This is a genomic window from Vibrio sp. SSH13-20 (assembly GCF_040104475.1).
In the GTDB taxonomy this organism is placed as follows: domain Bacteria; phylum Pseudomonadota; class Gammaproteobacteria; order Enterobacterales; family Vibrionaceae; genus Vibrio; species Vibrio harveyi.
Window position 1 is genome coordinate 552269 of the sequence record NZ_JBECOU010000002.1, and the last position, 13208, is coordinate 565476.

At 44.6% G+C, this 13208-nt stretch carries 16 protein-coding genes; 15 read left to right on the top strand and 1 reads right to left on the bottom strand.

Translation table 11 applies throughout. The features are described 5' to 3' along the window. The first annotated feature begins 64 nt into the window (after positions 1–64). The gene (locus ABMY42_RS07715) at positions 65–238 is read left to right on the top strand and encodes a hypothetical protein (RefSeq protein WP_017189381.1); all 174 of its coding nucleotides are present in this window, start codon (positions 65–67) and stop codon (positions 236–238) included. A gap of 151 nt (positions 239–389) precedes the next feature. Next, positions 390–1334: a 23S rRNA pseudouridine(955/2504/2580) synthase RluC gene (rluC, locus tag ABMY42_RS07720; RefSeq protein WP_005444789.1), complete on the top strand. Its 945-nt coding sequence runs from the start codon at positions 390–392 to the stop codon at positions 1332–1334. 354 nt (positions 1335–1688) lie between these two features. Here rluC and ABMY42_RS07725 read toward each other — a convergent pair whose 3' ends face one another. After that, a complete protein-coding gene (locus ABMY42_RS07725) occupies positions 1689–2270 on the bottom strand; it encodes a nucleoside triphosphate pyrophosphatase (RefSeq protein ID WP_005444793.1) in 582 nt (193 codons plus the stop codon). 149 nt (positions 2271–2419) lie between these two features. Here ABMY42_RS07725 and yceD point away from each other — a divergent pair, with 149 nt between their 5' ends. The 13 genes from yceD to ABMY42_RS07790 all read left to right on the top strand — a co-directional run bounded on the left by yceD (position 2420) and on the right by ABMY42_RS07790 (position 13064). Beyond that, positions 2420–2944, top strand: a complete 525-nt coding sequence (gene yceD, locus ABMY42_RS07730; RefSeq protein WP_005444794.1) for a 23S rRNA accumulation protein YceD — start codon at positions 2420–2422, stop codon at positions 2942–2944. Positions 2945–3003: 59 nt separating this feature from the next. Beyond that, positions 3004–3174: a 50S ribosomal protein L32 gene (rpmF, locus tag ABMY42_RS07735; protein ID WP_005396978.1), complete on the top strand. Its 171-nt coding sequence runs from the start codon at positions 3004–3006 to the stop codon at positions 3172–3174. A gap of 10 nt (positions 3175–3184) precedes the next feature. Then, positions 3185–4210, top strand: coding sequence for a phosphate acyltransferase PlsX (plsX, locus tag ABMY42_RS07740; RefSeq protein ID WP_005444797.1), 1026 nt, complete (start codon positions 3185–3187; stop codon positions 4208–4210). 5 nt (positions 4211–4215) lie between these two features. Then, positions 4216–5166: a beta-ketoacyl-ACP synthase III gene (locus ABMY42_RS07745; RefSeq protein WP_005444799.1), complete on the top strand. Its 951-nt coding sequence runs from the start codon at positions 4216–4218 to the stop codon at positions 5164–5166. A gap of 75 nt (positions 5167–5241) precedes the next feature. Beyond that, positions 5242–6165 carry an ACP S-malonyltransferase gene (gene fabD / locus ABMY42_RS07750; protein WP_017189384.1) on the top strand — a complete coding sequence of 308 codons (924 nt, stop codon included), beginning with the start codon at positions 5242–5244 and terminating at the stop codon, positions 6163–6165. Between the two features lie 34 nt (positions 6166–6199). After that, positions 6200–6934, top strand: coding sequence for a 3-oxoacyl-ACP reductase FabG (fabG, locus tag ABMY42_RS07755; protein WP_026000247.1), 735 nt, complete (start codon positions 6200–6202; stop codon positions 6932–6934). Between the two features lie 245 nt (positions 6935–7179). After that, positions 7180–7413, top strand: coding sequence for an acyl carrier protein (gene acpP / locus ABMY42_RS07760; protein ID WP_004406112.1), 234 nt, complete (start codon positions 7180–7182; stop codon positions 7411–7413). Between the two features lie 93 nt (positions 7414–7506). Beyond that, a complete protein-coding gene (gene fabF, locus ABMY42_RS07765) occupies positions 7507–8754 on the top strand; it encodes a beta-ketoacyl-ACP synthase II (RefSeq protein WP_005444811.1) in 1248 nt (415 codons plus the stop codon). A gap of 107 nt (positions 8755–8861) precedes the next feature. Beyond that, positions 8862–9677: an aminodeoxychorismate lyase gene (pabC, locus tag ABMY42_RS07770; protein WP_239211662.1), complete on the top strand. Its 816-nt coding sequence runs from the start codon at positions 8862–8864 to the stop codon at positions 9675–9677. Beyond that, entirely contained in the window at positions 9674–10690 is a 1017-nt protein-coding gene (gene mltG, locus ABMY42_RS07775; protein WP_239211628.1) for an endolytic transglycosylase MltG, read from the top strand. The genes pabC and mltG overlap by 4 nt, the downstream gene beginning before the upstream one ends. Beyond that, positions 10687–11319, top strand: coding sequence for a dTMP kinase (tmk, locus tag ABMY42_RS07780; RefSeq protein ID WP_033001763.1), 633 nt, complete (start codon positions 10687–10689; stop codon positions 11317–11319). The genes mltG and tmk overlap by 4 nt, the downstream gene beginning before the upstream one ends. Before the next feature lie 24 nt (positions 11320–11343). Beyond that, positions 11344–12306, top strand: a complete 963-nt coding sequence (locus ABMY42_RS07785; RefSeq protein WP_017189388.1) for a DNA polymerase III subunit delta' — start codon at positions 11344–11346, stop codon at positions 12304–12306. Continuing rightward, positions 12297–13064 (top strand): YchF/TatD family DNA exonuclease, encoded by a 768-nt coding sequence (locus tag ABMY42_RS07790; RefSeq protein WP_009698484.1) that lies wholly within the window; start codon positions 12297–12299, stop codon positions 13062–13064. Before ABMY42_RS07785 ends, ABMY42_RS07790 begins: the two co-directional genes overlap by 10 nt. The last annotated feature ends 144 nt before the right edge of the window (positions 13065–13208 follow it).

The following is a 13208-nucleotide window of genomic DNA, read 5'->3' on the forward strand; positions in this document are numbered from 1 at the left end:
CAACGTGTCTTACGCCAATGCTGCACCTGACGTTCAACAATCTACTCACATTGCTTGGGGATAAATGATTGGTAATGAACAAAATGTAACCAAACCTTCCTTAGCAGCTGTGAACTATAGCAGTGCAGGTGGATATCAGCAATCTGCTTTAGCGCAAACGATGGAAAATTTGGCGCTAAATTCAATTTTTGTAATTTATAACTGGCTGTTTCATAAGCACTTGAGTCTTGCAAACTGAGAAAGACACAAATCAAAACGAGAAGTTGATAAAGACTTTTAATAATCTAAACAAAAGCTTGGCGAGTTTTAGAACAATTTATGACAACGAGTGTTTCTTTTGCAGCAAGAATAATGTGAAGTCACACAGATTTGGGTTTACAATACCGCGCATGAGCGAAATAAGAACAAAAGTCCAGTTCGTTGATATCGACGAAGATATGGCAGGTCAACGCATTGATAATTTTTTGCGTAACCAATTAAAAGATATCCCTAAGAGCATGATTTACCGAATCGTGCGTAAGGGGGAAGTGCGCGTCAACAAAAAGCGTATTAAAGCCGAGTACAAACTCAAGGCTGGCGATCTCGTACGTATTCCACCAGTAACGGTAGAGAAAAAAGAGGACGACGTTGCGCCAAGCACTAAGTTGAACAAAGTAGCAGAGCTAGAACATATGATCATTTTTGAAGACGATCATATGCTGATTCTAAATAAGCCCTCTGGTACAGCTGTGCATGGTGGCAGTGGTCTTAAATTTGGTGCTATCGAGGCACTTCGTGCGTTACGTCCGCAAGCTCGCTTCCTTGAACTTGTTCATCGTATCGACCGCGATACTTCTGGTATTTTATTGGTGGCTAAGAAGCGTTCAGCATTGCGCCATCTGCAAGCGCAATTTCGCGAAAAGACCGTGAAGAAGTTCTACTTTGCCCTTGTGATGGGGGAGTGGAAAAGCAGCTGTAAGGTCGTGAATGCGCCGCTACTTAAAAACGAAGTGAATAGCATCGTGCGTGTGAACCCAAATGGGAAGCCGTCAGAAACTCGATTCAAGATTCTGGAAAAGTTTGACCAAGCAACGCTTATCCAAGCTAGCCCAATTACCGGTCGTACTCACCAAATTCGTGTGCATACTCAATACACGGGTCACCCAATTGCATGGGATGATCGCTACGGCGACCGTCGCTTCGATGCTTACACTGGGCAAGTGGGCTTAGACCGTTTGTTCCTTCATGCAGCGAACATCAAGTTCCAACACCCATCGAATGATGAGTGGATGGAAATCAATGCGCCGATGGAAGCGAGATTAGAGAAAGTACTCGCGGGTCTGCGTAAGAAGTAGAGGTGAGAGCGGGCTTCACCCTATGGGATAGCAAGACTGCTTCGCTTCGAAAGATGAGAAAAGAGATCCCCAACTCGCTCGTTCCTCACTCTTGAGGATGACGCGCTGCGACTTCTGAATCTAAGTGGGTAATTCTTATTTTTAGAGGAATGGGCTGACACAGCGTCTTTCCCGAGAGCGACGAAAGAGCATTGTCGGGAATCTCTATCTTAGATATAGAGTGATTAGTTTGACGCTGTGATTTTAATCTTCTCGCACTGGCATTTAAAAAAGGGTTGGCGCTTTCTCATGCCAACCCTTTAACGTTTATTAACTATCAATACCTATTACACAATATCTTTTACATAGTACTTTTTACAAAACCTCAAACCCTTGCTTTTGTAGCATGTCGATCAAGTCAATGAGAGGCAGACCTACTAGCGTATTCGGATCTTTGCCGGCTAATTTGTTGAAAAGACAAATTCCCATTCCTTCGCTTTTAAAGCTGCCAGCGCAATAAAATGGTTCTTCTCTGTCGACGTATCGTTCAATCTGTTCAAGCGTCAAATCTCTAAAATGAACTTCGAAGGTGTCGAAGCCGACTTCAGTGTGATTCGTGGCAGTATTATGTACCGCAAGCCCAGTATAAAAAGTGATGGTTTTACCGCTTTGAGCCAATAATTGCTTGATGGCATTCTCTCGGTCTAATGGTTTGCCGACTATCTTGTCGTCAATAACACAAACTTGATCGCTCCCGATCACCAAGCTGTCTTGGTCGGTATCGCAAGACGTCGCTTTTCCAATCGCAAGCCTTTGTACCAAATCTAAAGGCGTTTCGTTAGGGAAGGGGGTCTCATCGCATTGCGGAGATAAACAAGTAAACGGTACTGATAGCTTTTCCAGCAGTTGTTTACGAAAAGGGGAAGTTGAGGCTAAAACCAGTTGGTAATTTTTCATTTTGAATTACAATTCACGCGAGCATTTCCAATAGGATAATCGATCAAAATTGATTCTGGCTAATGCTCTATATGTTAAGCGTAAAAAAGTACAACTTTTTTGCCTTTTTCTTTGACTAATTTTGATTTGGAAGATAATATTCGCGCCCTATGCAAAAGGTAAAAATACCGCGAACGGTTGATCCAGCAAAGTCCGCACAGAAACGATTAGATTACGATGGCATCATCCAAGCTAGTCTTTTCAAGCGCTTAGCGGAAACAACTGAAGGCGTAAAACGCGACGCAGAAGTCTCATTGTCATTTGATATTGATGAACAGCGACTTGTTGTTATCTCTGGTAAAGCTAACATCGAAGTTGATTTAGAGTGTCAGCGTTGTAATGAGGTATTCACACACATGTGTGAAGTTGAATTCCTTTACACTCCTTACTACGGTGAGAAGACGGAAGAGGAAGCACCAGAAATTTATGATTTGGTAGATCTAAATGAGTACGGTGAATTAGACCTTATACAACTGGTTGAAGACGAGTTCATCTTAACATTACCTCAAATCGCAATGCACGATGATGCGGATTGTAGCGTTGACTCAAATAACATGGTTTTTGGTGAAATTCCTGAAGAAATTGAGGAAGAAAAACCGAATCCATTCGACGTTTTGAAAAATCTGAAAAAGTAACTGGTGTGGTAGCCGCTTCTTCTTTAGGTTTTTAACCCAATAGTATAGGAGTAGGGTCAATGGCCGTACAGAAAAACCGTAAAACTCGTTCTAAGCGCGGTATGCGTCGTTCACACGATGCGCTAACTACAGCTGCACTATCTGTAGACGCGACTTCTGGTGAAACTCACCTACGCCACAACGTAACTGCTGAAGGTTACTACCGTGGTCAAAAGGTTATCAACAAGTAAGGTTGAACCTTTGCAAAGTATTACCGTTGCACTTGATGCAATGGGCGGGGATTTCGGTCCACGCGTAACAGTGCCTGCCGCCGTGCAGGCACTGTCTCATTTCCCAGAGCTAAAAGTGATTCTTATAGGTGATCAATCTCTGATCACGTCTCAATTATCTCAACTTGGTACCTCTACCAGTTCTCGTTTGAGCATTCTTCATAGCGAGAAAGTGATTTCTAATTCAGAAAAACCGTCTTTGGCCCTTCGCAATAGCCAAAATAGCTCTATGCGTATGGCGATTGATCTGGTTTCTGAAAATGAAGCTGATGCTTGTGTGAGTGGTGGTAACACCGGCGCATTGATGGCGCTGTCACGTTTTATTCTTAAGCTGCTTCCTGGTATTGAGCGTCCTGCTTTAGTTTCTGCGTTACCGACCATCAGTGGAAAACGCACCTGGATGTTAGATTTGGGAGCAAATGTGTCGTGCGATGCCGACAGTTTATTCCAGTTTGCCGTGATGGGCAGTGCATTAGCAGAAGAACACCTAGGTCGACCTCCTCGTGTTGCGGTGCTGAACATTGGCGCAGAAGAAATCAAAGGTAACGATTTAGTCAAACGCTGTGCAGAGATGCTTTCTCAAACCGACGCCATCAACTTTGTCGGTTATATTGAAGGTAATCAAATTTTGCATGACGTAGCCGATGTCATTGTTTGTGATGGCTTTGTCGGTAACGTATGCTTAAAAGCCAGCGAGGGAACAGCTCAACTCTTCATCGAAAAACTAAAAACCAGCATGATGGAATCGACGATTAAGGGTTGGATTGCTAGAAAGTTGTTTTCTCGGCTATTTAATGAACTAAAAACACTGAACCCCGACCAGTATAACGGCGCAAGTTTGCTAGGATTGCGCGGCATTGTCATAAAAAGCCATGGAAGTGCGGATGTATCTGCGATTGTCAATGCACTTGGCGAGGCAGTACACGAGGTCAAACGACAAGTACCAAGCCGTATTAGCGATCGTTTGGAAGCGGTTTTACTCGAGAGGCATTATTAGTCTTCATGTATAGCAAAATTTTAGGTACTGGCAGCTACCTGCCATCTCAGGTGCGTACTAACGCAGACCTAGAGAAAATGGTAGATACAAGTGACGAGTGGATCGTAGCTCGCACGGGTATTAAAGAGCGTCGAATTGCAGCAGAAGATGAAACTGTTGCGGACATGGCATTCTACGCAGCTGAAAACGCTATCGATATGGCCGGCATTGATAAAAATGATATCGACCTAATTATCGTTGCTACCACGAGCAGTAGCCATACTTTCCCTTCATCTGCGTGTCAGGTGCAGGCAAAGCTTGGCATTAAAGGTTGTCCTGCTTTCGACTTAGCCGCTGCTTGTTCAGGCTTTGTATACGCAATGTCTGTAGCTGACCAACACATTAAATCAGGTATGTGTAAAAACGTACTTGTGATTGGTGCTGACGCATTATCGAAAACGTGTGATCCGACTGACCGCTCAACTATCATCTTATTTGGTGATGCGGCAGGCGCGGTGGTAATTGGTGCGAGCGAAGAACCTGGCATCATTTCGACACACGTATATTCAGATGGTCAATTTGGTGATCTTCTGAGCCTTCCTGTACCTGAGCGTGGTAAAGATGCAGATAAATGGCTGCACATGGCGGGTAACGAAGTTTTCAAAGTGGCAGTAACTCAGCTTTCGAAGTTAGTGAAAGACACGCTTGAAGCAAACGATATGCACAAGTCTGAACTAGACTGGTTGGTTCCGCACCAAGCCAACTACCGCATTATTTCAGCGACAGCGAAAAAGCTTTCGATGTCACTAGACCAAGTCGTGATCACACTTGATAAACACGGCAACACATCAGCAGCAACCGTGCCAACAGCACTGGATGAGGCGGTACGTGATGGTCGTATTAAACGTGGTCAAACTCTACTTCTTGAAGCGTTTGGCGGCGGATTCACTTGGGGTTCTGCCCTGGTGAAATTCTAAGTTTCACAAGATTCAAAATTTAAGATGCGCTACGGTGCATCTTATTTCTTTTTACTTTGCTTAAAGGAAAACAACATGAGCAAGTTTGCTATCGTATTTCCAGGTCAAGGTTCACAAGCAGTTGGTATGCTTGCTGATCTAGGCGAACAATATGACGTAGTAAAACAAACATTTGCAGAAGCATCTGACGCACTAGGTTACGACCTATGGGCGCTTGTTCAAAATGGACCTGCAGAAGATCTAAACCAAACTTTCCGTACTCAACCAGCTTTGCTAGCGTCATCTGTTGCTATCTGGCGTGTATGGCAAGAGCTTGGTCTTGAGCAACCAGCAAACCTAGCGGGTCACAGCCTAGGTGAGTACTCAGCGCTTGTGTGTGCTGGCGTGATTGACTTTAAAGAAGCAATCAAACTGGTTGAGCTACGTGGTCAACTGATGCAAGAAGCGGTACCTGCGGGTACAGGTGCAATGTACGCGATTATCGGTCTAGATGACGAAGCAATTGCAAAAGCTTGTGAAGAAGCAGCACAAGGTGAAGTCGTTTCTCCAGTAAACTTCAACTCACCTGGTCAAGTTGTTATCGCAGGTAGTAAAGACGCGGTAGAACGTGCTGGTGCACTATGTAAAGAAGCAGGTGCTAAGCGTGCACTTCCTCTTCCTGTTTCAGTGCCTTCACACTGCGCACTAATGAAACCTGCAGCAGAGAAACTAGCTGTCGCGCTAGAATCTATCGAATTCAACGCACCACAGCTTCCGGTTATCAACAACGTTGACGTGGTGGCTGAAACTGATCCTGCAAAAATCAAAGACGCACTTGTTCGTCAACTTCACAGCCCAGTTCGTTGGACTGAGAGCGTGCAGCTAATGAACGAGCAAGGTGTAGAAAATCTTCTTGAGCTTGGTCCTGGCAAAGTTCTGACAGGTCTGACTAAACGTATCGTGAAAACACTAAGCGCAGCAGCAGTTAACGACGTAGCGTCGCTAGAAGCCGCTAAGTAATCTGTTCACGATAAGAAAAGGAAAACACAACATGATGAATCTAGAAGGTAAGATCGCTCTAGTGACAGGCGCAAGCCGTGGCATTGGTCGTGCGATTGCTGAACTTCTTGTTGAACGCGGTGCAACGGTAATCGGTACTGCGACTTCTGAAGGCGGCGCAGCGGCGATCAGCGAGTACCTAGGTGAAAACGGTAAAGGTCTAGCACTTAACGTAACTGACGTTGAGTCTATCGAAGCAACACTAAAAAACATCAATGATGAGTTTGGTGCAATCGATATTCTAGTAAACAACGCTGGTATCACGCGCGATAACTTGCTAATGCGTATGAAAGATGACGAGTGGAACGACATCATCAATACAAACCTAACGCCAATCTACCGCATGTCTAAAGCGGTTCTACGTGGCATGATGAAAAAACGCGCTGGTCGCATCATCAACGTAGGTTCTGTTGTTGGTACTATGGGTAACGCTGGTCAAACAAACTATGCAGCAGCAAAAGCGGGTGTGATTGGTTTCACTAAATCAATGGCTCGTGAAGTGGCTTCTCGTGGTGTAACAGTGAACACGGTTGCTCCAGGTTTCATCGAAACTGACATGACTAAGGCGCTAAATGACGACCAACGTGCAGCAACGTTGTCGAACGTGCCAGCAGGTCGTCTAGGTGACCCTCGTGAAATTGCATCAGCAGTTGTATTCCTAGCTTCACCTGAAGCGGCTTACATTACTGGTGAAACTTTGCATGTAAATGGTGGCATGTACATGGTTTAATGCACAGTTCGTGCAAAATAAGCTATTTTACTTTATGAAAAATAGCCTATAGTTGCTGTTAACTGTCATTAAGTTGTCATGCTCATGCGCAAGATTTGTGCATGATTTAAGTCAAAAATGTATTGAAATTCGGTTAAATTCGCTAATTTTGTGGTTTGACCAGCAAGGACCCCCTTGCAAACTTCAATAGTTCGAATAAACTACGGAATCATCGCATTAGGCGAAATCTGTAAAGGAAAAGAAAAATGAGCAACATCGAAGAACGCGTAAAGAAAATCATTGTTGAACAGCTAGGTGTAGACGAAGCAGAAGTTAAAAACGAAGCTTCTTTCGTTGACGATCTAGGTGCTGATTCTCTAGACACTGTAGAGCTAGTAATGGCTCTAGAAGAGGAATTCGACACTGAGATTCCTGATGAAGAAGCAGAGAAAATCACTACTGTTCAAGCTGCAATCGACTACGTAAACAGCGCTCAGTAATTATCTCTCCCAGGCGGTCTCCTAGACCGCCTGTGTTCTTTCTAACTTCTTCTATCCTCTCATAGAAACATTCAATTCCCGGAGAATTATATCGTGTCCAAGCGTCGTGTAGTTGTCACTGGCATGGGTATGTTGTCACCGGTAGGCAACACAGTAGAATCATCTTGGAAAGCCCTGCTAGAAGGTCAAAGCGGTATCGTAAACATCGAGCACTTCGATGCAACGAACTTCTCGACTCGTTTTGCTGGTCTTGTAAAAGATTTTGATTGCACAGAGTACATGTCTAAGAAAGATGCTCGTAAAATGGATTTGTTTATCCAGTACGGCATTGCTGCGGGTATCCAAGCATTGGATGACTCTGGCTTAGAAATTACCGAAGAAAACGCGGCTCGAGTTGGTGTAGCAATCGGCTCAGGCATTGGCGGTCTAGACCTAATCGAAGCAGGTCACTCAGCGCTAGTTGAGAAAGGTCCTCGCAAAGTTAGCCCATTTTTTGTTCCTTCGACCATCGTAAACATGGTTGCGGGTAACCTATCTATCATGCGTGGTCTTCGTGGTCCTAACATCGCGATCTCTACTGCATGTACTACAGGTCTTCACAACATCGGTCACGCGGCTCGTATGATTGCATACGGTGATGCGGAAGCTATGGTTGCTGGTGGTGCAGAAAAAGCATCTACGCCACTTGGTATGGCAGGCTTCGGCGCTGCAAAAGCACTATCGACTCGTAACGATGAACCGCAAAAAGCATCACGTCCTTGGGATAAAGGTCGTGACGGCTTCGTTCTAGGTGACGGTGCGGGCGTGATGGTTCTTGAAGAGTACGAACACGCAAAAGCGCGCGGTGCTAAGATCTACGCAGAGCTTGTTGGCTTCGGTATGTCTGGTGACGCTTACCACATGACTTCTCCAAGTGAAGATGGCTCTGGTGGCGCACTGGCAATGGAAGCGGCGATGCGTGACGCAAACATCACAGGTACTCAAGTTGGTTACGTGAACGCTCACGGTACATCAACACCAGCAGGTGATGTGGCTGAAATCAAGGGTGTGAAACGCGCACTTGGTGAAGAAGGCTCTAAGCAGGTTCTTGTCTCTTCTACTAAATCTATGACTGGTCACCTTTTAGGTGCAGCAGGCTCAGTAGAAGCAATCATCACGGTTCTTTCATTGGTAGATCAAATTGTTCCACCAACGATTAACCTAGATGATCCAGAAGAAGGTTTAGATATCGACCTTGTGCCGCATACTGCGCGCAAAGTTGATATGGAATACGCAATCTGTAACTCGTTCGGCTTCGGCGGTACTAACGGTTCGCTTGTATTCAAAAAAATCGCTGAGTAAAAGTCTCTAACACAGTTTTAGAGTAGCGATACTTGTATTCTAACGGCTCGATGCTTAGCATTGAGCCGTTTTGTTTTATTTGTCGATCAGAAAGCAAGGGTATCTGAATGTTCTGGGTAAATGGACTGCCACAAACACATGTTCCACTCGGTGACCGCTCTTTCCAATATGGTGATGGCTGTTTCTCTACCATCAAAACCAAGAAAGGGCAGTTGGAGCATTGGCAAGCGCATGTTGAACGTATGGAAGCATGCTTAACGACATTACAAATCCCTTTTCCTGATTGGCGTACGGTCTTGGATTGGGCGATGTCGGCAACTTTAAAAGATGAATCTGCCGGAATCAAAATTCATATTAGCCGCGGTTGTGGTGGTCGAGGGTATAGTCCTAGCGGTGTCGAAGGTCCGGTTGTCACTATCTCGAATTTTACATTCCCTGCTCACTACCTTGCTTGGCAAGAGCGTGGCGTGCAATTAGGTGTTTGTGAAACCCGACTTGGAATCCAGCCATTACTTGCCGGACATAAGCACAATAACCGTATAGAGCAGGTGCTCGCAAAGGCAGAAATTGATGGTACTGAATTTGCTGATGCTGTGACGTTAGATGTGCAAAATCATGTCATTGAAACTACAATGGCAAATCTTTTTTGGGTTAAAGATGAAAAGGTGTTCACACCCGGTTTGTGTTTATCCGGTGTGGCTGGCGTGATGCGCCGTAAGGTTTTGGAATATCTCCAAAGCGAAGGTTACTCAGTGCAGGTAGCCGATTTCACACTGACAGATTTGCTCGATGCAGATGAGGTGTGGATGTGTAATTCACTATTGGGTGTAGCACCGGTTTCCGGTATTTCAGCACCAGAGAACAAGATTGACTTTCCAATTGGGAAATTGACTCGACGACTTCAAGGGAATCTAAATACGTGATTAAAAAACTGTTTGCTTTTGTTGTACTGATTGCCGTTATTGGTGCAGCAAGTGTTTTTTACGTTGTTTCACAGACTAAGCAATACGTTAACTCGCCAATTCTTATTGAGCAGCCTCAGCTGTTTACCGTTGAAAATGGCACCAGCTTTCACCGAGTAATGCGTGACTTGGCGAAAGATAACATCATCGAAGCTTCAGACTACACTCGTTTAATGCCTCATCTCTATCCTGAGCTTCTTCAGGTGCGAGCAGGCACTTACCAACTAGAACCTAACACCTCTCTATATGACACGTTGGAACAACTAAACACAGGTAAAGAACATCAGTTTGCGATTACCTTTGTGGAAGGCAGTCGCTTTTCTGAGTGGGTTGAGCAGTTAAGTGCAGCGCCTTATGTCAAACATGATTTGACCGGATTATCGGAAAAGCAGATGGCTGAAAAGCTGGGGATAGAGCGCGAAAAGCTTGAAGGCTTATTCCTTGCCGAAACCTATCACTACACAGCTGGTACAAGTGAGAGTCAGATCTTAGAGCGTGCTCATAGTAAGCTGAACAAGATTTTGGATGCTAAGTGGGAAGAGCGCCAAGAGAAACTGCCACTAAAAGACAAATACGAAGCGCTGATTCTTGCTTCTATCATTGAAAAAGAGACGGCGATAGACTCGGAGCGTGAGCGTGTCGCATCTGTATTTGTGAATCGTCTTAACAAACGTATGCGTTTACAAACAGACCCTACAGTTATCTACGGTATGGGAGATGCCTATGATGGTAATATCCGTAAGAAAGATTTGCGTACTCCTACACCATACAACACATACACAATCAATGGTTTGCCACCAACGCCGATTGCCATGGCGGGTGAAGCTTCGATTGAAGCCGCGTTAAACCCTGAAAACAGTAACTATCTATATTTCGTAGCAAGTGGGAAGGGCGGACATGTATTTTCGAAATCACTTGCTGAGCACAACCGTGCTGTACGTGCCTATTTAAGAGAACTAAGAAAGAACAAATGATGAAAGCAAACTTTATTGTCGTTGAGGGCCTAGAAGGCGCGGGTAAAAGTACTGCAATTAAAACGGTTTTGGATACGCTGAAAGCTGCAGGTATTGAAAATATCGTTAATACTCGTGAGCCCGGTGGAACCCCTCTCGCTGAAAAGATGCGTGCATTGGTTAAAGAAGAGCACGAAGGCGAAGATTTGAAAGATATGACGGAGCTGCTTTTACTCTACGCAGCTCGTGTCCAGCTAGTGGAAAATGTAATCAAGCCAGCACTTGCAAACAATCAATGGGTGGTGGGTGACCGCCATGACTTGTCTTCTCAAGCTTACCAAGGTGGTGGTCGTCAAATCGATGCGTCGCTGATGAAAAACTTACGCGACACTACGCTTGGTGAGTTCAAACCTGCTTTTACGTTGTACATGGATATCGATCCTCGTGTTGGTCTTGAGCGTGCTCGTGGTCGCGGTGAGCTAGATCGAATTGAGAAAATGGACATCAGCTTCTTTGAACGCACTCGTGAGCGTTACCTAGAGTTGGCTAATGCAGATGACTCTATCGTAGTTATCAATGCAGAGCAGTCGATTGACGAAGTGGCACATGATATCAGAGCTGCACTAAATGCATGGCTTGCAGCTCAGTAAGCTGAGGGTAGATTGAGGTGATTCATGTTAAATGACTTTCCATGGTTACAGCCCGTTTGGGATAACCTCAAAATCAGTTTGGATTCAGAGCGAGTTCCTGGAGCTTTGTTACTACAAAGTGAGAAAGGACTGGCAGTTGAAAAACTGGTTGAACTCTTCAGCCACTCTCTTTTGTGCCAAAACTACACCAGTGAGGCGTGTGGTTTTTGCCACAGTTGTCAGCTAACTCAATCTAATAGTCATCCAGACTTACATTGGGTTAAGCCGGAAAAAGAAGGCAAATCAATTACGGTTGATCAGATCCGCGCTTGTAATCGTCTTGCTCATGAATCATCACAGCTAAATGGATATCGCGTGTTCATTATTGAACCTGCGGAAGCAATGAACGAGTCTGCGTCCAATGCGTTGTTGAAAACACTAGAAGAACCAGGGCAGAAGTGTTTGTTCTTGCTTGTTACACAGAACCATGAGCGATTACTGCCAACGATTCAAAGTCGCTGTCAGCAATGGGTCGTGGCTACGCCTTCAACAAAGCAAGCTATGAGCTGGATGAGTGAGCAAGGGGCTTCTCAAGTGCCCCCTTATGCGCTTAAGTTGAATATGGGTTCACCAATAAATACGCTGGAAGCAGCAAAAAGTGGTGAGCTGGATGAGTATCAAGCGTTTGAGCGCTGCTTGATTGAGACTTTGTCTTCGCCTTTGTCAGATGTGTTTCAGTGCGCGACGTTAATGGCTAAGAATCCAGACAAAGCGTTAGACTGGGCGTGGTATTTGTTGACCGATGCTCAGAAAGCGCAATTTGGTGTTACGGAAGTGGATCTGCTTCCTGGCGCCGCTCAGTTTCAGCCCGGTAGATATAACGGTCTGTATCAAGCGGCCCAAAAGCTGCTTGAATTGAAAGCTCAACGACAAACCTTTCCAGGCTTAAACCTTGAGCTACTATCTATGAATTGGTTAATTGAATCACGAGAGGCATTATGTTCGTAGATTCGCACTGTCATCTAGACAAATTGAATTACGATGACCTTCATATTAATGTTGAAGACGTTATCAACAAAGCTAAGCAAGCTAATGTTACTGAGTTATTGTCCGTTGGTGTGACTTTGGACTCTTTCCCTAAAATGCTCGAAATGATCACACCTTACAATAACGTTCACGCGTCTTGTGGTGTTCATCCTCTTGATGTTGAAAGTGCCTTTTCGATGGATATCTTACGAGAGTACGCGTCCCATGAAAAAGTTGTGGCGATCGGTGAAACGGGGCTGGATTACCATTACAAACCAGAGACCGCCGCACTGCAGAAAGAGCGTTTTGAGCAGCAAGTTGACCTAGCGGTAGAATTAAACAAACCACTGATTATTCATACTCGTAATGCACGTGAAGATACATTAGAAATTCTACGCAATGGCGGAGCCGAAAAATGTGGTGGCGTCATACACTGTTTTACTGAAGATCTGCCTTTTGCAGAAGCTGCACTCGATTTAGGGTTTTACATCTCAATTTCAGGTATCGTGACTTTCCGCCAAGCGACGGAATTGAAGGATGTTGTGAAAGCCCTACCTCTTGAAAAGTTGCTTATTGAGACGGATTCTCCGTATCTTGCCCCTGTTCCACATCGTGGAAAAGAGAACCAACCAGCCTATGTTGTCGAAGTTGCTGCCTATATTGCACAGTTGAAAGAGTGTGCCTTGTCTGAAGTTGGGCAAAAAACCAGCGAAAATTTCCGAAATCTTTTTTTGCGATGAAAAATCAATAGGCAGATTAAAAAAGGGGCTTTTGCCCCTTTTTTGTTGATAAATGCACCAAAAAGATCATTTAGTTTAATGTTTACTAAATTTGTTGATTTAACCGCATCCAAATCCCTCAAATGTAATTTTGTTACTAAAAAT

Bases quoted from the DNA above. Each gene is read 5' to 3' on its own strand.
- ABMY42_RS07715 (WP_017189381.1), top strand. From the start codon at position 65: ATGATTGGTAATGAACAAAATGTAACCAAACCTTCCTTAGCAGCTGTG.
- rluC (WP_005444789.1), top strand. From the start codon at position 390: ATGAGCGAAATAAGAACAAAAGTCCAGTTCGTTGATATCGACGAAGAT.
- ABMY42_RS07725 (WP_005444793.1), bottom strand. From the start codon at position 2,270: ATGAAAAATTACCAACTGGTTTTAGCCTCAACTTCCCCTTTTCGTAAA.
- yceD (WP_005444794.1), top strand. From the start codon at position 2,420: ATGCAAAAGGTAAAAATACCGCGAACGGTTGATCCAGCAAAGTCCGCA.
- rpmF (WP_005396978.1), top strand. From the start codon at position 3,004: ATGGCCGTACAGAAAAACCGTAAAACTCGTTCTAAGCGCGGTATGCGT.
- ABMY42_RS07745 (WP_005444799.1), top strand. From the start codon at position 4,216: ATGTATAGCAAAATTTTAGGTACTGGCAGCTACCTGCCATCTCAGGTG.
- fabD (WP_017189384.1), top strand. From the start codon at position 5,242: ATGAGCAAGTTTGCTATCGTATTTCCAGGTCAAGGTTCACAAGCAGTT.
- fabG (WP_026000247.1), top strand. From the start codon at position 6,200: ATGAATCTAGAAGGTAAGATCGCTCTAGTGACAGGCGCAAGCCGTGGC.
- acpP (WP_004406112.1), top strand. From the start codon at position 7,180: ATGAGCAACATCGAAGAACGCGTAAAGAAAATCATTGTTGAACAGCTA.
- pabC (WP_239211662.1), top strand. From the start codon at position 8,862: ATGTTCTGGGTAAATGGACTGCCACAAACACATGTTCCACTCGGTGAC.
- tmk (WP_033001763.1), top strand. From the start codon at position 10,687: ATGATGAAAGCAAACTTTATTGTCGTTGAGGGCCTAGAAGGCGCGGGT.
- ABMY42_RS07785 (WP_017189388.1), top strand. From the start codon at position 11,344: ATGTTAAATGACTTTCCATGGTTACAGCCCGTTTGGGATAACCTCAAA.
- ABMY42_RS07790 (WP_009698484.1), top strand. From the start codon at position 12,297: ATGTTCGTAGATTCGCACTGTCATCTAGACAAATTGAATTACGATGAC.